Below are 19,712 nucleotides of genomic sequence, written 5' to 3'. Positions count from 1 at the left end.
ATTAACAAACAACCCAAAATTTACAATGCCTTTATATTCCTATGCTGTATCGGTATTTTTTTCTACTTCCTAGACCAGGGAGAGTGCCTCTGTTATAGTGTTTTCTATAAGCAAAATCTTAATTCTATCTCTTAACAATAACCCAACTAATTTGAAATGAATCTTACCAAACTCATTTTGGGATTACTGCTCTTTGTGTCTTTTTCGGTGCAATCGGGATACGCCCAAGCACAGAAAGTGACGGGAGTGGTGACAAGTGAAGAAGGCGAAGCGCTTCCCGGTGCTTACGTCTTGCTCAAAGGTACCACCATCGGTACTGTGACAGATATCGATGGCTCCTACACGATCAATCTTACCGATGGCAGTGGCACATTGGTGTTTTCGATGATCGGTATGATCACACAGGAGATTCCTGTGGATGGTAAAACCAATATCGATGTGGAATTGAAACTGGATATTGGGCAGCTGGAGACGGTCGAGGTTGTGGATTTTGGCTATGGTACAGTCAAAAGAACCGATCTCACAGGTTCAGTAGCGTCCATGTCTGGCAAAGATTTGGCAAAAATACCCGTAGCGAGCACCGCTCAGGCGATTACAGGTCGACTTCCCGGTGTCAATGTCCTGACCACGGATGGTTCTCCAGATGCAGAAGTAGTCATCCGAGTGCGCGGAGGAGGATCCATTACGCAGGATAATTCGCCGCTTTATGTAGTGGATGGATTTATCGTCAGTAGTATCCGTGATATTCCTCCGAGTGATATCGAGAGTATCTCAGTACTCAAAGATGCTGCAGCTACCGCCATCTATGGAGCTCAGGCTTCCAATGGAGTGATCGTGGTGACCACCAAGACTCCTACTGCAGGAAAAGTTTCAGTCTCATATAATAACTTTTTCCAATACAAAACGCTTCCCAAAAACAGACGCTATGACGTCTTAGATCCTTATGAGTATGTGATGGCAAATTATGAATATGCCAAACTCAGATCAGATGCGGATGTGAGAAACTTCGAAAAATTCTATGGAGTCTATGATGACCTGGAGCTTTACAAGCAAAAACCGGGAACGGACTGGCAAGATGAATTATTCGGCGAGCCAAAGCTGTCTCAATATCACAACTTGTCGCTTTCCGGAGGTACGGATAAGACCAAAGTCATGCTCAGCTTGACCAATAATACAGATGAGGGCTTAATGCTCAATTCCGGCTATCAAAGAAATGTGATCAACTTCAAGCTCAATCAGCAATTGGGAAATAAGTTGACTTTCGAAGCGGGAGCCAGAATCACCAAAACAGTAGTAGACGGAGCAGGTACATCCGGAAGCGCCCAGATCAATATCAAAGATGCGGTGCAAACTAGACCTACCAATGGTATTGCGGATGAGCTGGACATCGATCTGACTCAGGTGAATTCTGAAGATGACTTCCAGTCTTTCCTTTTAAGTCTGGTGAGCCCTGTGGAGCTGGCAGAGCAAGATTGGAGAAAAAGAACAGACAATGACTATGTCTTCAATGCGGGCCTAACTTGGAATATCATCAAAGGGTTGGATTTCAAGACTACTTTCAATACTTCCCAGACATTCAGAGAAGAGTTGCGCTACTACGGGCCATTGACCGGTGAGTCATTCAACAATGGGGGAAGCTTGCCACTAGGAGTGAAGACCAATAGAAATTCGGATTCATATAGATGGCTCAATAGCTTGACTTACAAAGTAGAAGGGTTGGGTAAAAATCATGCCTTGGATTTCTTGGTGGGGCAAGAGGTATATTCGACAGGAGGAGATTATCAAATGATCCGTGCGGAAGATTTTAGACTTTCTATCACCCCTGAGGAGCTTTTTGCCAATATGACCTTTGGCAGAGTGGATCGTTTCGAAACCTCCCAGAATACAGATGTGAATCGTTTCTCTCTTTTTGGTAGAGCTAATTATCAGTTTAAAGATCGCTATTTGATCACCGCTACGATCCGATCGGATGCTTCCTCTAGATTTTCTGAAGAAAATAGAGTAGGTGTATTCCCGGCCTTGGCAGTAGGATGGAAGATTTCAGAAGAAGGTTTTATGTCTACCTCTTCCGTATTTGACGAGTTGAAACTGAGAGCAAGTATCGGTGAGACTGGAAATGATAGAATCGATGCTACGGCTACACAATTCTTGTTTCAGGGATCGACTAATAGAGGGCCAGGTTTTGGCAACGTAGACAATGCATACTACACTCCATCCAGTTCAGTTCTTTACAATCCTAATCTGGTATGGGAGACTACCATCAACCGAAATATCGGCTTGGACTTCACCATGTTTAGGGCCAAAATCGTCGGTAGCTTTGATGCTTATTACAATACGACGCGAGATCTGCTTTTGCAGTCAGCAATTCCTGCCAATACAGGATTTACTACTCAGTGGGATAATATCGGTAGTACCTCCAACAAAGGGATAGAACTCGGTATCACTGGCTATTTGGTAGATAATCAAGACTTCTCCCTTTCACTGAATTTCAATACAGGCATCAACGTATCCAAAATTGAGGAGCTGGACGGGACAGATGAGCGCTTTTTTCAGTCCAACTGGGCTAGTACAGATTTGAACAATATCAATGACTTTTACCTCCGTGTAGGAGGCAAACTTGGGGATATGTTTGGCTATGTGTCCGATGGGTTTTATTCAGTGGATGATTTTCAATCTTACAATGCCATCTCTGATACATATGAGCTTAAAGAAGGTGTGCCAAACTCCGGCGCTGCTGTCGGTAATACGAATATCCGTCCAGGCTATATGAAGCTAAAAGACCTGAATGGAGATGGAGAAATCAATGCAGATGACCGTCAGGTGATTGGGAATGCTCTCCCTAAAAACCAGGGTGGATTTGGCCTGAATGCGAGATGGAAAGGATTTGACGCTTCTGTTTTCTTCAATTATCAATTCGGAAACCAAGTGTACAACACTGGCAAAATCCAATACAATCAATTCCGAAGAGTGACCTATGGCAACTTGCTGACTACGATGCATTCCGATAATCGATTCACCTATATCGATGTGGATGGTAGCTATACCGGTACTCCAGGGGAGGTAGTCACTGACCTAGGACAATTAGGTGAGATGAACGAAGGTAAAACCATGTGGTCTCACAACAGCTTCGGGATAGCAGGAGCGGTGGTGTCAGACTGGGCGATCGAGGATGGATCTTTTATCCGATTGAATGTCCTGACCTTAGGCTACTCCTTCCCGACAGAGCTGATTTCCAAAATTGGGTTGTCTCAGTTGAGAATCTATGGTACGGGAAACAACCTGGCCATTTGGACAGATTACTCAGGCTATGATCCTGAAGTAAGTACGACTCGAAGCAGTGCTTATGCAGCGTTGACTCCGGGGGTGGATTATTCCTCCTTCCCGAGATCCCGCTCATATACTGTTGGACTTAATGTGACATTCTAAGGATAAATCAAATGAAAGCTATAAAATTCAATCAATTCGCACTAGCTGCAGCTTCCGTATTGGTCATGTCCTGCAGTGATTTTCTGGAGCCGGAGTCTATCTCCACTTTTGACTCCAATTATATTTATTCCAATGTAGACGATGCCCGGAAAGGTGTCAATGCTGTCTACTCTCATTTTGGACAAGATGCCTTCCGGTCCCGACTTTCCAATAATATGGCAGGGAATACCGATATCGAGCATCAAAGCGGTTGGACCAGTACCGGCGACAGATATCAGATCTGGGATCTCAATGCACTCGAGAGCAACCGGGATTTGGAGATCGTTTGGACCTATGCCTACCGAGCCATTCGAGATGCCAATATCTCCATCGAAGGACTTAGAGCCAGTGGAAAATTGGAATCCGAAGATCCGGTAGAAGCCAGAACGATGAGTCATCTACTCGGAGAAGCGGTGACCTTGAAAGCTTACTGGTACTCCATCTTGGCTTTTTACTTTGGAGACGTACCCTATGTCAATGAAGCTCCGGTGGCCGGGGCTGATTTCAACCTGCCAAAAGAAGATCGCAATGTGATCCTCTCTGGAGTGATCCAAGATATGATCGAAGTGGAAGAAGGGATGATGTGGGCAGACGAAACTCCATACGGTATTGAGCAAGTGACTCGGGAATATACGCTAGGGATGATAGCCAGACTAGCACTTCAGCGCGGAGGCTACTATGTCAATCCTGACCTGAGCCAAAGCAGAGCATCAGATTACCTTGAGTACTATCAGATTGCCAAAGATTACTCAGCAAAGCTGATTGCACTGAAGGACCGTGAGTTGCCGACAGATTATCGTCAGGTTTTCTTGAATCAAAACAAATTCATCTCTCCGGTAAATTCAGAGGTTTTGTTTGAAGTACCTTTTGCTTTGGGCAATGGAGATGTAGCCTGGAATATCGGGATCACCGTGGAAGGCGGGCCTACGGCTGCACATAGTTTCGGCTCAGGAAATAATTACATGGCTATTCCGCCGACCTATTATTTCTCTTTCGATACGCTGGATGTAAGAAGAGATGTGACTTGTGCTTTGTACAAGATCAATACGAGCTTCGAAAAGGAATTTATCAACAACAGAACGAATATCGCGCAGGGCAAATGGAGCCGTCATTTCTTGGAAAATCCTCCAGGAGCTTCATCTGCGAAAGGTACTGGTATCAACTGGCCGATGATGCGCTATGCGGATGTATTGCTGATGTATGCTGAGGCCGAAAATGAATTGAACGGCCCGACGGCAGAAGCGCAGGAGCAACTGAAGCGTGTCAGAAGAAGAGCCTTCAATTCTTCGCTTTGGTCCGAAAAAGTAGACGGCTACGTGAGTGAGGTATCGGGAAGTAAAGAAGACTTTTTCCAAGCTATCGTCGATGAGCGAGCATGGGAATTTGGCGGAGAGATGATCCGTAAATACGAATTGATTCGATGGGGTAATTATTCCGAAAAAATGGATGAGACCGTGGAGGGATTGAAAAAGATGGCTGATGATGCTTTCTATGGTACAGGAACACTCCCTGACTACATGTATTGGAAAATAGCAGACAATGGAGACTTTGTCATCCTTAATCCAAATACCAAAGTAGTCGCTCCACCGGATGATACGTGGAATCAGGTTCCTTTCCTATTGAGTATGCACGATGAGACTCTTACCTATTCGGAGTGGATCACCAAAGATTGGGCAAACTACATCGACGGACCAAATCCAGGTGTGGTAAGGTATATTTTCCCGATTCCGGCCAGCGCCATAGCCAATAGTCAAGGCACGCTGACCAATGACGGATATGGATTCTAATTCCCTTTAGCCAAAAAAGAAATCAAAATGAAAAACATACAATTGAAATTTAATTCTCTCTTGTTTTTGGCAATTGTTGGAGTTTTTTCCTTCACTGCTTGCCAGGAAGATGAAGAAGTATTTGAGCAGACCCGCTTGTTTAGACCGGTGTTGAATGAAGAGCTTTTTTCAGAAGCCAATGAGATCATTGTTAATATGGGCAACCTAAAGCAAGCCGTTTCCTATACTGTGGAAGTCAGCCGGGATACCTTCAATACGGTAGACTATCTGATCGAATCAGACACCAGTTATGTGCGGATCAATCGTGAGCTGGTAGGAGAAGACTTGTTTTGGAATCAGCTGTACCAAGTGCGTGCCACGGCTCGTGCAACGGACGCTACCTATGATAGTAAGGCCTCCGATCTGGGCAATGTGCGGACGCAGCGATTCCCAAGTATTATCAATGAACCGGCGGTTTATGATGTGACAGATGTAGCTGCACGCGTGAGTTGGGTACTGGCAGGAGCTCAGGTGACCGGAACCAAAGTGTTTGCTGGGGATGACCTTAGGCTGACCACTCCATTGATGGAGGAGCAGCCGGTCTCTGCAGAGCAGGCATTGGCTGGGGAAGTGATCGTGACTGGGCTAGAGCCTGAGACTGACTACCAAATCGCCATTTACAGTGATGAAGTACTCAGAGGTTGGGTGCCTTACACTACCCGAGTAGCAGACATAGATCCTACTGATCCAAATGTCATCGATATTCGAGAAAATGAAAGTTCATCTGCTGTGGCTGATGCGGTTGCAGCGGCACATCCGGGAGCAACTATTCTGGTAAAAAGAGGGATGACCTATGATCTTCCAGAGGAAGATCTGGACAAGTCCATCACGATTCAGGCTGCATATGGCTTCGGAGAGCAAAAGGCCAGATTGGTGACTACAGGCAACTGGAATATTGCAGAAGGATCTCAGATCGATTTCATCAGATTTGTGGATTTGGAAATCAGAGGGGAAGATTATAGTGGAGACTATGTGTTCAATCCGAATACGGATGGAGTCAATGTAGGTGAGTTGCTGTTTGACAATTGTGTCTTGACTACCTTCAGAGGTATCATCAGGATCCGCGGAACAGTAGCAATCGACCAATACACGGTGAGAAATACTCAGGTGGACAGCATCGGGGGCTATGGTCTTTTGACCACAGATACAAACCCAAGCGATGATGAGATGACTGCACATGTCAATCATATCACCTTCGAAAACTCGACTTTCAGTCGAATTCAAAATGGCGTCACTTCCAGAAACAACTCTCAGTCTATCACGATCGAATCCTGTACGTTTGCTAATTTCATCACCTCTGGAAATAGAATCTTCAGATACAGAGGGGGCGACGGCAACAACAATGTAGCTCAAGGAATCAAGATCCGTAACAGCATATTTGGTCATGGATGGGATGAGGCCATGTCTGATGACCTTTCGATCCGAGGGATGGAAGGTTTGGCAGAGACAGTTTTCGATATTGTCAATGTCTACAGTACTTCTGATTTTTCATTCAACTCAGATCCTATTCCTGGCTTCCCTCTTGGGAATTACGCAGGTGGTCAGGCTACACTCTGGGTCAATCCAGACGCTTATAATTTCAACTTTCAGGACAATGGATTCGCTGGGAAATATGACAGCGGAGATCCACGATGGAGAGCAAAACTTTAATGAATCGGGTTTATTGTTTATCTAAAAAGAGGTGTGGAATTTCCACACCTTTTTATTGTCCCTTCTGACAGTGAATCAAAGCGTATGATGAAAAACTATTTGCTGGTTTTATTGCTCTGCACCTTTTGGTCTTGCCAAACGAACACAGAAGTCGAGGATGCTGATCAGGAAGATCCTGTCGTGGAGATTCCTCCCTATGATGGGCCTGAATATGCATTTCCGGGAGCGGAAGGTTTTGGTCAGTTTACCTCCGGAGGTAGGGGAGGGAAAGTCTTCTATGTGACGAGTCTGGAGGATGATGGGCAGGTCGGTACCTTGCGCTATGCTATCAATCAAGCTGGAAAAAGAACAATCGTTTTTGTTACGGGAGGGACGATCCAGCTCAAATCAAGACTGAATATCATTCATGGTGATTTGACTATTGCAGGACAAAGTGCCCCGGGTGACGGGATTACGATTCGGGACTTTCCTGTGGTGATCAGCGCCAGCAACGTGATCGTTCGGTACTTGCGTTTCCGTCTTGGGGATGAGGCTGCTCAGCAAGCAGACGCTTTAGAGGCCAGATTTCAAAAAAATATCATCATAGATCATTGCTCGATTAGCTGGTCTACGGATGAGTGCGCTACATTCTACGGCAATGAGGATTTTACACTCCAGTGTAGTGTCGTGTCTGAAAGCCTCAAGACATCCGTGCATGAAAAAGGATCTCATGGCTATGGAGGGATTTGGGGTGGTAAAAATGCGACTTTTCATCACAATTTGTTGGCCCATCATGATAGCAGAAACCCCCGATTGGGTGAGGCAGCGGGCAAAGCATTTGCTCTGACGGATAAAGTGGACATGCGAAACAATGTCATCTACAATTGGGCAAGTAACAGTACCTATGGCGGTGAAGCCATGAATGTCAATTTGGTCAACAATTATTACAAACCTGGGCCAGCGAGTCCGGGCGGTAGTAAGAGGAACAGGATCATTTCCATTGATAAAAATAAAGTGGAAGGTGCCGAAGTGTTTGGCATTTGGGGGAAGTTTTATATCGAAGGCAATGTCGTCGAGGGCAACCCGAATGTGCTGGCGGATAATTGGCAGCATGGGGTGATCAACCAATTTCATGGAAGCTACGGTACTGTCAGTTCGGACGAACTAGCTGCTATGCGGCTCGATGTCCCGCATGAAATATATGAGAATGTAAAAACTCACAGTGCCGAGGAAGCTCTAGAATGGGTGCTAGATCAGGCTGGCAACAATCTGTCAAGAGACTCTGTGGATGAAAGAATAATTGCGAATGTACGATCCAACACCTTTGATTTTGAAGGGTCTTTGGGAAGTACTAATGGAATCATAGATTCTCAATCCGACGTGGGAGGTTGGCCGAGTTTGCGTGCTGGGCAAGCTATTTTGGATTCCGACTTGGATGGAATGCCTGATGAGTGGGAAAAAGCCAATGGACTGGATCATGAATCCGCCAGTGATGGAAAGGAAGTCAAACCTGGGACTCCTTATACCTATCTTGAAGTCTATTTGAATAGTTTGATCAAAGACTTTCCACTGAAGTAAACTTTATAAAAATGAAAATTGAACATTTTGCAATCAACGTATCCAATCCCAAAGCCATGGCCCTCTGGTACGAGCAGCATTTGGGGATGCAGGTGAAAATGAAAATGGCCCAAGCGCCTTATATGACATTTTTGGCAGATGATAGCGGTAATGTAATGCTAGAGCTCTACTCCAATCCTAAAGGAGAAACATTGGAGTTTTCCAAGCTGCATCCATTGGCGGTTCATTTGGCTTTTGTCTCGATAGATCCAGCATCGGACAAAAAGCGCCTGTGTGAAGCTGGTGCTGAAGAAATAAGTGATGATGTCCTGCCCGATGGATCACATTTGGTAATGCTGCGGGATCCTTGGGGAGTTTGTATTCAGCTATGCAAAAGGACTAATCCTATGCTTAAAGATCAGGGATAAACGATGAGAAAGGGATTGATTTTCTTAGGCTTGTTCCTATTGGCTTCTTTGACATTTGCACAGGGAGAAGAAGGGCAATCATTGGCTTTTCCAGGCGCAGAAGGGTTTGGGAAATATACCAAAGGAGGCCGGGGAGGACGGGTCATTGTCGTGACCAATCTTAAGGACGATGGACCAGGAAGTTTGAGAGATGCCATTCAAAAGAAGGAGGCAAGGATCATCACTTTTGCAGTGTCAGGCACTATAGAGTTGGAGTCCTCTTTGGATGTCAATCATGGTGACCTGACGATCGCTGGTCAGTCAGCTCCAGGAGGTGGAATCACACTGAAAAACTTCCCTTTGAAAATCAAGGCAAACAATGTAATCGTTCGCTATATCCGAAGCAGGATGGGGGATGAGCGAAAGGCGCAGGATGATGCCATGAGTGCGATCCACACCAAAAATGTCATCATTGATCACTGTTCGCTCAGCTGGGCCACTGACGAATGTGGTTCCTTTTATGACAATGAAAATTTCACACTTCAATATTGTATCCTTTCAGAAAGCCTCAATAAGTCTGTTCACGAAAAAGGCGAACATGGCTATGGAGGGATCTGGGGAGGAATGGGAGCTTCTTTTTTATACAATCTCCTTTCTGATCACAACAGTCGGAACCCCAGGTTCAATGGTGCTCGCTATCACAAAATGCCTGAAAAGGAATTGGCTGATTTTAGAAACAATGTCGTTTACAATTGGAAAGGAAATAGCGCCTATGCCGGTGAGGAGGGGAATTATAATTTGGTAAATAATTATTACAAACCTGGGCCTGCTACCGGGGCCAAAAACATTCGATTTGTACAGCCTTATAGTCCATTTGGTAAATTCTATGTGGCAGGAAATGTCATGGAGGGAAATGCTGTACAGACAAAGGATAATTCCCAAGGTGTCCATCCGAAGGGAGATGGAGATTTTGAGCTGCTACATCAGGCACTGGAAGTTGTGCAGGTCCAGACTTTTAGTGCCAATGATGCTTTACAATTGGTTTTAAAAGAAGCCGGAGCAAGCAAGAGTCGGGATGAAATTGACTTACGGATATTGGAAGAAGTGAGGACTGGAAAAGAAACCTTTGGAGCTAATGGAATCATAGATTCTCAGGCACAGGTAGGTGGATGGCCCAAGTTAAAATCAATGCCAGCACCGCAAGATTCAGATCTAGACGGAATGCCGGATGATTGGGAGGTTAAAAATGAATTGGATCCAAATTCCGCTGCTGATAGCCATCAATTTAACCTCGATCTGGACTATACCAATGTGGAGGTTTATTTGAATAGCCTGGTGTCAAAGCAAATCTTGTAAGATTGCTTAATTCCAAGCTGGGAATTAACTTGAAAGCTCATCACTCGAATTTTAATGGCTGATTTGTTAGTTCCGTACATTGACCTGAAAAACAAGCTTCAGGATGCATTGATGCAGCATGGGTTTGATGAGGAAAGAGCAGAGTTATGTGCCAGACTTTTTGCAGAAACAGACTTGGATGGTGTGCGATCCCATGGAATTGAGCGCTTTGGTAGATTTTTGGACTACATCCATCGAGGAGTGGTGCGGCCTGATGCCAAACCAACATTGCTTTCACAAAGTGTAGTCTTTGAGCGATGGGATGGTAATCAAGGACCTGGTAATCTCAACGCTAATTTTTGTATGGATCGGGCAATTTCTCTGGCTTCTTCAGTAGGAGTCGGGATGGTGGGGCTCGCTCATACCAATCATTGGATGAGGGGTGGAAGCTATGCTTGGCAAGCTATTGCTCAGGGGAAGATAGGGATTTGCTTTACCAACACCACACCCAATATGCCGGCTTGGGGTAGCAAGGAGCCCAAATTGGGGAATAATCCCCTAGTCATTGGGATTCCTCACCCCACGAAACCTATTGTATTGGATATGGCCATGTCCCAGTTTGCTTATGGGAAATTAAGTTTATTGGCAGCGCAAGGAAAGGAGGCTGATTTTCCTGTTGGATTTGATCAGAGAGGACAAATGACCAAAGAGCCTGGAACGGTATTGGAAAATAATTTGGCATTGCCGGCAGGTCTTTGGAAAGGAGCAGGGCTTTCACTGATGCTGGATTTGCTGGGAACGCTGCTTTCGGGAGGCAAAAGTACTCATGAGATCGGGAAGGAACCTGTAGAAACTAGCCTTTCGCAAGTCTTTATAGCCTTGGATCCTCAGGCCCTAGGGTTAGCTTCGGAGATGGATGCCAGGATAGAGGCTATATTGAAAGATTATCTTGGTGCGGCAGTATTTGAAGGGAAGCGTGTCACCTATCCGGGACAGAAAACTTTAGAGACCAGAATCAATAATTTGAAAAACGGAGTGCCTGTTTCCCAAAAAACCTGGGAAAATTTACTTCAAACTATTCGCTGAAAATCATGAAAGGAATCGGAATCATAGGCACAGGAGCCATCGCAATCAAACATGTGCAAGCCATCGCAGAACTCGAAGATGCGAAAGTAGTAGGGCTTTTCAATCCCAATCCAGAAAGTGCTGAAGCGGCACGTACTAGATTCATTGAGCCAGTTTTTTCGGATTTGGATGAGTTTTTGGAAATCCCTGACCTGGACATCGTTTGTGTTTGCACACCTAGCGGAATGCATCTGGAGCCTAGCCTTCGTGCTATTCACAAGGGCAAGCACGTCATGATAGAAAAGCCTTTGGAAATTACGCTAGGTAGATCAGATGAGTTGATTCTCGAGGCAGAGAAAAGAGGAGTTCAGCTAGCAGTGATCTTCCAAAACAGATTTGCTGAAGACTATCAAAAGTTGAAAAAGGCAGTGGATGATGGCGTTTTTGGTCGATTGCTGATGGGGAATGCCTATGTCAATTGGTATCGAACGGAGTCTTACTACGCCTCCAGCAAATACAAAGGAAATATCAAAGCAGACGGTGGAGGGGCATTTATCAATCAAGGTATTCATACGCTTGATCTGCTGCTAGACCTGATGGGTGATGTAGAATCCGTCTACGCGAAAACCCTCACTAGCTACCATGATATCGAAGCAGAAGACCTCGGATCAGCCCTGGTAACATTCAAGAATGGGGCTATCGGAAACCTCACTTCTGCTACGTCTCTATTTCCGGGTTATCCCGAGAAGATTGAGATTTATGGGACGCAGGGTAGTGCTATTTTGGAAGCAGGCAAACTAGTCGCTTGGAATATCAAAGGACAAACATCCACAGAAACTCATCAGGAGGTAGTTTTGGGCAGTGGATCTTCTGATCCTAACGCTATTGGTTTTCAGCTTCACCTCGCACAGTGGAGACATTTTCTAAATGCTCTTGGTACCAAAGAAATGCCTGTTGTAGATGGAAAAACAGCCCGGAAATCAGTCGAGTTGATCCGGGCTGTCTATTTATCTTCTCAGCAAAACAAGCTGGTTCGATTTCCTTTTGAAGATTAGAGGGAAACTCCTCTTTTCCAAGGGATAAAGTCATCTTGGTCGAGTAGGACGGCTTTGGTGGATTCCTCACCGCTGGCTACCCGAATGATTTTTTCAAGAATTTCTTCTCCCATTTCCTGGATTGATTTGTCTCCTGAGATCACAGGTCCCGCATTGACATCGATGATGTCAGGCATTCTTTCAGCCAAACGGTGATTGCTGGAAATCTTGATCACTGGGGTGATTGGGTTTCCGGTAGGAGTACCTAGACCAGTGGTGAAAAGGATGACATTGGCACCGGATCCTGCCATGGCCGTAGTACTTTCTACATCATTTCCAGGAGTGCACAAGAGCGTAAGGCCTGGTTTGGCTAGGTATTCGCCATAGTCCAAAACATCAGAAACTGGCGATGTTCCGCCTTTTTTGGCTGCTCCAGAAGACTTCATGGCATCTGTGATGAGTCCATCTTTGATATTGCCCGGAGATGGGTTCATATCAAACCCAGACCCAACTGCTTCCGCTGCAGATGCATAGGTTCTCATCAAGTGGGAAAATTTTTCAGCAGTGGCGTCATTGACACATCTGTTGATCAGTTCCTGCTCTACACCGCAAAGTTCGGGAAATTCGGAAAGAATCGCTTTTCCACCCAAGGCAACCAAAAGGTCGGCAGCATAACCCACGGATGGGTTGGCTGAGATACCGGAAAAACCATCTGATCCGCCGCATTCCAGACCTACTGATAGCTTGGACAATGGAGCTTCTTCCCGCTGGGTCATATTGGCTTCTGCCATTCCCAAGAAAGTTTCCTTAATCGCTTTAGTCAAGAGAGCCTGTTCGGTTCCTTCTTTCTGTTGTTCCAAAATGACCAAAGGTCTGTCGTAATTGGGAGCGATTTTCTTTAATTTCTCCTGCAGGTCATTCACTTGAGCATTTTGACACCCAAGGCTAAGGATAGTAGCTCCAGCAGTGTTGGGGTTGTTGATGTATCCCGCCAAAAGTGCGCAGAGCGCTTCGGAGTCTTGGCGAATTCCGCCACAACCTCCTTGGTGCGTTAGAAACTTGATCCCATCGATGTTTTCAAAAAGGCGCTGGTCTGCTACTTCGTAGGTGCTGCTGAAAGTGAGTCCTTCAATAGATTCTTTTTTTCCGGACTGGTAGAGGTTTTTCATTTCCTGCACCAGCTGTTTGTAGGGACTAGGCTTAGCAAAACCCAATTCCTCCAAAAATGCTTCTTTGATGGTGTTGACATTTCTGTTTTCGCAGAATACCATCGGGATGACCAGCCAGTGATTTTTGGTGCCTACCTGGCCGTCTTTTCTATGATATCCTCGAAAAGTACGTCCCTCAAAGCGGGAAATGTCAGGGGCTGTCCACTGATAGTCTCCTGATTTTTTACCGAAATTTTCAGCTTCGTGAGTCACATTGGCTGTTGTCAAAGCTTGACCGGCACTAATTGGCTCTGTTGCTTTTCCGACGATTCCCCCATACATGTAGATGAGTTCGCCTGTTTGAAAGTCATAGATTGCAAATTTGTGTTTGGCCGATACGTCTGTCTTCAGGGTAATGGAAAGTTCACCGTATGTGATGGTTTCGCCTGCCTTCAGGTCGGACAGCGCTACCAGCACATTATCGTTTGGGTGAATTTTTAAAGTTTTATGGTTCATTCGATTTATTGATTATATTGCGCAATCGATTGCGCAAAATATAAATTTATCAAACAAAAGGAAAAGTCCTTTTAAATTTTATTAATCGACAAAAATAGAAGGATGTCTTTAAAAATTGTTACACTTGGCGAAATTATGATGAGGCTCACAGTAGCTGGTAGGCATAGATTTTCGCAAGCATCAGATTTCTCGGCAGTTTACGGTGGAGCAGAGGCCAATGTCGCCATCTCATTGTCCCAATGGGGCTGTGAAGTAGAGCATGTCACAGCACTGCCCAAGCATGATTTTGGTGAGTCAGTATTGAAATATCTGAGGGCTTCTCGTGTCGGAACCCAATACATTCCCCGGAAAGAGGGGCGCTTGGGTTTGTACTTTTTGGAAGTAGGAGCGATGCAGCGAGCCTCCAGGATCATCTACGATCGTAGTGATTCGGTCTTTTCACAAATTTCCGCAGAGGACTTTGATTGGGATGAAATCATGGATGGAATGGATTGGTTTCACTGGACTGGAATTACTCCTGCTATTTCCGAAAACGCGCTTCAATTGACCAGAAAAGCACTAGAAGCAGCAAAAAAACATGGAGTCAAAGTGAGTGCTGATATCAACTATCGTCGCAACCTTTGGCAATATGGCGTCAGCCCAGTGGAGGTGATGCCAGAATTGATTTCTTATTCCCAACTGATAGTGGCAGGACAGACCGACTTGGAAAACTGTGCAGGGATCCAAGAGGATACTTTTGAAAAGTCCTGTGAAGAAGCCTTTCATAAATTCCCTGCATTGAAATACATCACTACAACTGAGCGCAATTCTATCTCTGCGGATCAAAATGAGTTGTCAGGAATTTTGCTTACCCCGGATGTCTCCTACAAAACGAAGGTGTTTCAAATGGATCAGCTCGTGGATAGAATCGGAGGAGGAGACGCCTTTATTGCAGGTCTGATATATGGTTTAGAGGAGTTTGGGGAAGAAAAAGGGCTTGATTTTGCAACGGCTGCGTCTGTCTTGAAACACAGTATTCCAGGCGATGCCAATGAGGTGAGTGTGGAGGAAGTCTTGGCACTGGTAGAAAATAAAAATGTAGGAAGACTATTAAGATAAGATGATGAGAGAAAAGATTGTTCTGCAGATGAAGGACTCGGGTATTATCCCTGTTTACAATCATTCGGATGCAGATACGGCCCTTCACGTAATGAAAAGCTGTCGAAAAGCTGGTTTGCAGGTTTTTGAGTTTACCAATAGAGGAACTCATTCTGCCGAGGTATTTGCTCAGCTAAGAGAAGCAGCACGGGATTGGGAAGGTTTTTATCTTGGGATAGGGACGATTTTCACCACAGCTGATGCGAAGCAGTTTTACGAGATGGGAGCTGATTTTTTGGTGTCGCCTATTTGGGATGAGGACTTGGCTTCTTATACATCACAGCATGATATCACCTGGATTCCTGGCATAGGAACAGTATCGGAAGCGTATCGGGCTTATAAATCCGGAATTGGATTGATCAAAGCTTTCCCAGCCAATGTATTGGGTGCGGAATTTATCAAAGCGGTGCGCTCTGTCATCCCGGATCTCAAAATCATGCCTACAGGCGGTGTCACCACAGAGGAAAGCAACCTGGCCACTTGGGCCAAAGCAGGAGTACACTGTGTCGGGATGGGATCTCAGCTTTTTGCAGCGGATCTGATCGAAGGGGGGAAGTTTGAAGAATTGGAGAATAAAATCTATGTGGCAAGGGAAAGTTTAAACCGATTCCGTAGATTCTGAGAAAGAGCAAGAGAAGAATAGTTAATATTGTTTGATACAAGTTGCAGCCAATAAACCCATGAAATTTTCAATCAGTAGTTTGTTTTTGTGTTTGGTCCTTTTGGTCTTGAGTTCCTGCTCGGATAATCTCAATGTCAAAATCATCAAACTGGGTCATGCCCAAGTAGTCAATCATCCCGTCCATGAAGCGATGCTTTTTATGGGTGAGAAAATTGAGGAAAAGTCGGGAGGCAAAATCAAGGTCAAAGTATATCCCAATCAGCAGCTAGGTTCTGAAAGAGAATTGGTGGAATTACTTCAGATAGGTAGTCTGGGGATGACCAAAGTCTCTGCCGCAGCGCTGGAAGGCTTTGCTCCGACGATGCAGGTTTTTGGGATGCCCTATCTTTTCAGAGATGATGAGCATCAAAAGAAAGTGCTAAATGGACCTATCGGCAAGCAGCTATTACTCGATGGAGAGAAGTTTTGGCTCAGAGGCTTGTGTTATTATGATGCAGGTAAGCGGAGTTTTTATACCAAAGACAAACCAGTCGAGACGCCAGCAGATCTTGCAGGTCTCAAAGTGCGGGTGATGGAGAGTCCTACCGCTGCCAATATGGTGCGGTCAATGGGAAGCTCGCCTACTCCCGTTTCTTACGGGGAATTGTACACGGCGCTCCAGCAAGGGATTGTAGATGCTGCAGAGAATAATCCTCCCAGTCTCTATACTTCCAAACATTACGAAGTTTGCAAATTTTATAGCCTGGATGAGCACACTTCCATCCCGGATGTGGTGATCATCAGTACCAAAGTCTGGGAAAGTCTCAGTCCAGAAGAGCAAGGGTGGGTGCAAGAAGCAGCTGATGAATCTGCAGCTTATGAATCTATCCTATGGGCAGAATCAACTGCTGAGTCCATGCGTGAGCTAGAGGCTGCTGGAGTGACGATCACCCGTCCGGATAAGGAGCCTTTCCGGAAGGCCGTGGAGGGTGTCTATGAGGAACTGAAAGTAGCCCAGCCTGAAATCTATGCCATCGTCCAATCCATCCGTGAAATCCAATGACCCTGAAATCCCAAAAATAACCTCATGTTTTCTCTAAAAATCAAATCAAAACTGGACCAATTTATAGCCCATCTCTTGGTAGCATTGATGGGACTCATGGTACTCAATGTGACCTGGCAAGTGGTGTCCCGATACGTTTTTAAAAACCCGAGTTCTTTTACAGATGAATTGGCTAGGTACATGCTGGTGTGGCTGGGAATGCTGGGAGCAGCCTATGTGGCGGGAAAAAACGAGCACATTGCCATCGATATTCTTTTGACGAAAATGAAAGAGAAGGCCAGAACAAAGATGATGATCCTGATCAATTGCTGCATTTTGGTTTTTGCAATCGGAGTGATGGTGATCGGCGGATCCAATCTGGTCTATATCACATTTATACTTTCCCAAAAATCTGCCACGCTGCAGATTCCTTTGGCATTTGTCTATGGTATCATCCCGTTTAGTGGCCTTTTGGTTCTTTATTATCAAGCTTATTCCATTAAGCAATTGTCTCACTCTCTTAAAATTCAAGCCTAATGGAACTCGTAAGTGTACTGATTCTCGTTATTTCGTTTTTGTTTTTTTTGGGTATTGGTGTTCCTGTAGCCTGGAGTTTGGGACTGTCTAGTATGCTGACCTTGATGGTGACAGTGCAGTCTTTGCCAGCTATCACTACCATTGCCCAGCGAATGGGGACAGGGCTGGATAGCTTTTCCCTTTTGGCTATTCCGTTTTTTATTTTGGCAGGCGAACTGATGAACAGGGGTGGTATAGCCAATCGATTGATCGAATTTGCTAAAGCTATGACCGGTCGACTGCCCGGAGGATTACTTCATGTGAATATCATTGCTGCTATGTTGATGGGAGCTATTGCAGGTTCCGCTGTGGCAGCTGCCTCCTCGATGGGTGGGATTCTGGGGAAAAGAATGGAAAAAGAAGGCTATCCAAAAGAATTGGGAGCTGCCGTAAATATCACTTCGTCGACGACTGGATTGATTATTCCTCCATCCAATGTGCTGATTGTGTATTCTCTGGCCTCTGGAGGAGTGTCTGTAGCGGCTTTATTTGTAGCAGGATATCTTCCGGGACTCTTGATAGGCTTGCTTTTGATGGTGACAGCGGCGATCATGGTGAAGATCAAAAAACTTCCAGCGGGCGAATCTTCTTCATTGAGCTTGCTAGCTAAGACATTCTATAATGCGATTCCAAGTTTATTTCTTCTCGTAGTAGTGATTGGGGGAATCGTAGGCGGTGTATTTACAGCGACTGAAGCTTCTGCAATTGCGGTAGTGTATAGTTTGATTTTGTCACTATTTTACAAGGAGATCAGCTGGAAAGATCTTCCTGCTGTCCTACTCAAGTCTGCCGAGACCACCGCGGTGGTGATGCTTTTGATTGCTACCTCGATGGCCATGTCTTGGGTGATGTCGGTAGAGGAGATTCCTCAGGGGATTTCCAATTTTCTCCTTTCGCTTAGCGATAATATTTTCGTCATTTTGATCATGATCAATCTCCTACTTCTTTTTGTCGGGATATTCATGGACATGACACCGGCTGTATTGATTTTTACTCCGATTTTCTTGCCTGTGGTGACTTCACTCGGAGTAGATCCTGTGCATTTTGGAATTATGATGGTACTCAACCTGTGTATAGGCTTATGTACTCCTCCGGTAGGCTCCGTACTCTTTATTGGGGTAGGGATAGCTAAAATATCCATTCAGCAAGTGCTTAAGCCATTGCTGCCCCTCTTCTTGGCGATGATCGTCGGTCTGATTTTGATTATGGTTTTTCCAGAGATTTCACTTTGGTTGCCAAGACTATTTGGAGTCATAGATTGATTGTTTGGTTTGGGAAATCAACAAAAAGGCCTCCAGAAAGTGAATTTCTGGAGGCCTTTTTGTTGAGATGGTTGATAGCTTACTTTTCTAATTGTTGTTTGATGAAAGCGACCGAAAGAGGGATCTGTTCCACCGACCGACTACTTTCATCCTCAATGACCAGATACTTTGTCCCTTGTTTTTGAGCTTCCTTGATGATAGCCGCTATCCCGACATCGCCTGTGCCCAATACGACATTGTCTTCTACATCACCATGACCGTCTTGGGTATCAGCGGTGCCGATTCTACGGTCTTTTAGGTGAAGCAAAGGAAATTTTCCTTTATGCTTTTTCATGATTTTCAATGGATCTCCACCACCCATTTTGATCCAGTAGACGTCTAGGTTGAACCCGAAATTTTCCGCATTCTCCAGCATGTAGTCCAGAACCACCCCTTTTTTCATCGGGGTGAATTCATAGCCATGAGGATGGTACAAAAATGTCAATCCATGTTCCTGAAATTCTTTCCCTACTTCATTGAACAGCGCAGTGGCTACTTTGATCTCATCAAGTGAAATAGGTCCGTCGGGATGAGCGATCCAATAGCAAGTCACATATTTGGCCCCATATTTTTTGGCTTCAGCGACGATCGGAGCGATAGTTTTGGTGAGTTGGTTGTAGTCTGCTCCGACTCCAATTACTCGCAGGTCATTTTTAACTAAGAGATTGGCATATTCCGATTTGCTCAAGCCGTATCCACCTCCGCCTTCAAGAGCATGAATGTCCCAAGAGGAAACCATTTGATGATATTTCTCTGGATTTTCGGGCATTTCATTTCTCAAAGAATAGAGCTGCAAAGCGATCTCCTGCCCAAAACTGGACATGGGAATAGTCATTAGGGCGAGGATGAAGATGTGTTTGATTTTCATAGATAGGTTTTTTGGGAAAATTGAATCTAGTGATTTTTTTTCTAAGGCCTTGTGATACAAATATTTTCCGCTGAAGTAAGATTTCTGGCGAGAGTGGGGAGGTTAGCTGTAGTTTTATTTCTATTTTCCATTTCTTAAACAGAACGATTCTCAGAATTACCATTTGAATTCATGAATTCCAGAAGAAAATTTATCCAAAATTCCT

At 45.0% G+C, this 19,712-nt stretch carries 15 protein-coding genes; 13 read left to right on the top strand and 2 right to left on the bottom strand.

The window, feature by feature from the left end; genetic code table 11:
- The first annotated feature begins 156 nt into the window (after window positions 1-156).
- The 8 genes from G460_RS0112690 (at window position 157) to G460_RS0112655 (ending at window position 12,339) form a co-directional block, all read left to right on the top strand.
- Window positions 157-3,426: a SusC/RagA family TonB-linked outer membrane protein gene (locus G460_RS0112690; protein WP_026955708.1), complete on the top strand. Its 3,270-nt coding sequence runs from the start codon at window positions 157-159 to the stop codon at window positions 3,424-3,426.
- A gap of 11 nt (window positions 3,427-3,437) precedes the next feature.
- Entirely contained in the window at window positions 3,438-5,252 is a 1,815-nt protein-coding gene (locus G460_RS0112685) for a RagB/SusD family nutrient uptake outer membrane protein (protein ID WP_026955707.1), read from the top strand.
- Between the two features lie 27 nt (window positions 5,253-5,279).
- On the top strand, window positions 5,280-6,941 hold the full coding sequence (locus G460_RS0112680; RefSeq protein ID WP_026955706.1) for a DUF4957 domain-containing protein: 1,662 nt from the start codon (window positions 5,280-5,282) through the stop codon (window positions 6,939-6,941).
- An 84-nt stretch (window positions 6,942-7,025) separates the two neighbouring features.
- Window positions 7,026-8,498, top strand: a complete 1,473-nt coding sequence (locus tag G460_RS0112675) for a pectate lyase family protein (protein ID WP_026955705.1) — start codon at window positions 7,026-7,028, stop codon at window positions 8,496-8,498.
- Window positions 8,499-8,509: 11 nt separating this feature from the next.
- Window positions 8,510-8,905, top strand: coding sequence for a VOC family protein (locus G460_RS0112670; RefSeq protein WP_026955704.1), 396 nt, complete (start codon window positions 8,510-8,512; stop codon window positions 8,903-8,905).
- 3 nt (window positions 8,906-8,908) lie between these two features.
- Window positions 8,909-10,240, top strand: coding sequence for a pectate lyase family protein (locus G460_RS0112665; RefSeq protein WP_026955703.1), 1,332 nt, complete (start codon window positions 8,909-8,911; stop codon window positions 10,238-10,240).
- A gap of 54 nt (window positions 10,241-10,294) precedes the next feature.
- Window positions 10,295-11,305 carry a 3-dehydro-L-gulonate 2-dehydrogenase gene (gene yiaK / locus G460_RS0112660; protein WP_026955702.1) on the top strand — a complete coding sequence of 337 codons (1,011 nt, stop codon included), beginning with the start codon at window positions 10,295-10,297 and terminating at the stop codon, window positions 11,303-11,305.
- Between the two features lie 5 nt (window positions 11,306-11,310).
- Entirely contained in the window at window positions 11,311-12,339 is a 1,029-nt protein-coding gene (locus G460_RS0112655; protein WP_035464401.1) for a Gfo/Idh/MocA family protein, read from the top strand.
- On the opposite strand, the gene G460_RS0112650 is transcribed toward G460_RS0112655, so the two are convergent.
- Entirely contained in the window at window positions 12,336-13,982 is a 1,647-nt protein-coding gene (locus G460_RS0112650) for a UxaA family hydrolase (protein WP_026955700.1), read from the bottom strand. The two genes, G460_RS0112655 and G460_RS0112650, sit on opposite strands and share 4 nt — an antisense overlap.
- Window positions 13,983-14,084: 102 nt before the next feature.
- Between G460_RS0112650 and G460_RS0112645 the strand changes: the two genes are divergently transcribed.
- From G460_RS0112645 to G460_RS0112625, 5 genes are read left to right on the top strand one after another with little or no spacing between them, the layout of a single operon-like run.
- Window positions 14,085-15,080 carry a sugar kinase gene (locus tag G460_RS0112645; RefSeq protein ID WP_026955699.1) on the top strand — a complete coding sequence of 332 codons (996 nt, stop codon included), beginning with the start codon at window positions 14,085-14,087 and terminating at the stop codon, window positions 15,078-15,080.
- Window position 15,081: 1 nt separating this feature from the next.
- Entirely contained in the window at window positions 15,082-15,741 is a 660-nt protein-coding gene (locus G460_RS0112640; RefSeq protein WP_026955698.1) for a beta/alpha barrel domain-containing protein, read from the top strand.
- A 58-nt stretch (window positions 15,742-15,799) separates the two neighbouring features.
- On the top strand, window positions 15,800-16,783 hold the full coding sequence (locus G460_RS0112635; RefSeq protein ID WP_026955697.1) for a TRAP transporter substrate-binding protein: 984 nt from the start codon (window positions 15,800-15,802) through the stop codon (window positions 16,781-16,783).
- A 24-nt stretch (window positions 16,784-16,807) separates the two neighbouring features.
- Window positions 16,808-17,299: a TRAP transporter small permease gene (locus tag G460_RS0112630; RefSeq protein WP_026955696.1), complete on the top strand. Its 492-nt coding sequence runs from the start codon at window positions 16,808-16,810 to the stop codon at window positions 17,297-17,299.
- Window positions 17,299-18,600: a TRAP transporter large permease gene (locus G460_RS0112625; protein ID WP_026955695.1), complete on the top strand. Its 1,302-nt coding sequence runs from the start codon at window positions 17,299-17,301 to the stop codon at window positions 18,598-18,600. The genes G460_RS0112630 and G460_RS0112625 overlap by 1 nt, the downstream gene beginning before the upstream one ends.
- Before the next feature lie 79 nt (window positions 18,601-18,679).
- Here G460_RS0112625 and G460_RS0112620 read toward each other — a convergent pair whose 3' ends face one another.
- Complete coding sequence (locus G460_RS0112620; RefSeq protein ID WP_026955694.1) at window positions 18,680-19,507, bottom strand: sugar phosphate isomerase/epimerase family protein; 828 nt, start codon at window positions 19,505-19,507, stop codon at window positions 18,680-18,682.
- Between the last annotated feature and the right edge of the window lie 205 nt (window positions 19,508-19,712).

Source organism: Algoriphagus vanfongensis DSM 17529, assembly GCF_000429465.1.
In the GTDB taxonomy this organism is placed as follows: Bacteria; Bacteroidota; Bacteroidia; order Cytophagales; family Cyclobacteriaceae; genus Algoriphagus; species Algoriphagus vanfongensis.
Note: the sequence above shows the minus strand (reverse complement) of the source record. Positions and strands in the feature narration are given on the sequence as shown.

Bases quoted from the DNA above. Each gene is read 5' to 3' on its own strand.
- G460_RS0112690 (WP_026955708.1), top strand. From the start codon at position 157: ATGAATCTTACCAAACTCATTTTGGGATTACTGCTCTTTGTGTCTTTT.
- G460_RS0112685 (WP_026955707.1), top strand. From the start codon at position 3,438: ATGAAAGCTATAAAATTCAATCAATTCGCACTAGCTGCAGCTTCCGTA.
- G460_RS0112680 (WP_026955706.1), top strand. From the start codon at position 5,280: ATGAAAAACATACAATTGAAATTTAATTCTCTCTTGTTTTTGGCAATT.
- G460_RS0112675 (WP_026955705.1), top strand. From the start codon at position 7,026: ATGATGAAAAACTATTTGCTGGTTTTATTGCTCTGCACCTTTTGGTCT.
- G460_RS0112670 (WP_026955704.1), top strand. From the start codon at position 8,510: ATGAAAATTGAACATTTTGCAATCAACGTATCCAATCCCAAAGCCATG.
- G460_RS0112665 (WP_026955703.1), top strand. From the start codon at position 8,909: ATGAGAAAGGGATTGATTTTCTTAGGCTTGTTCCTATTGGCTTCTTTG.
- yiaK (WP_026955702.1), top strand. From the start codon at position 10,295: ATGGCTGATTTGTTAGTTCCGTACATTGACCTGAAAAACAAGCTTCAG.
- G460_RS0112655 (WP_035464401.1), top strand. From the start codon at position 11,311: ATGAAAGGAATCGGAATCATAGGCACAGGAGCCATCGCAATCAAACAT.
- G460_RS0112650 (WP_026955700.1), bottom strand. From the start codon at position 13,982: ATGAACCATAAAACTTTAAAAATTCACCCAAACGATAATGTGCTGGTA.
- G460_RS0112645 (WP_026955699.1), top strand. From the start codon at position 14,085: ATGTCTTTAAAAATTGTTACACTTGGCGAAATTATGATGAGGCTCACA.
- G460_RS0112640 (WP_026955698.1), top strand. From the start codon at position 15,082: ATGATGAGAGAAAAGATTGTTCTGCAGATGAAGGACTCGGGTATTATC.
- G460_RS0112635 (WP_026955697.1), top strand. From the start codon at position 15,800: ATGAAATTTTCAATCAGTAGTTTGTTTTTGTGTTTGGTCCTTTTGGTC.
- G460_RS0112630 (WP_026955696.1), top strand. From the start codon at position 16,808: ATGTTTTCTCTAAAAATCAAATCAAAACTGGACCAATTTATAGCCCAT.
- G460_RS0112625 (WP_026955695.1), top strand. From the start codon at position 17,299: ATGGAACTCGTAAGTGTACTGATTCTCGTTATTTCGTTTTTGTTTTTT.
- G460_RS0112620 (WP_026955694.1), bottom strand. From the start codon at position 19,507: ATGAAAATCAAACACATCTTCATCCTCGCCCTAATGACTATTCCCATG.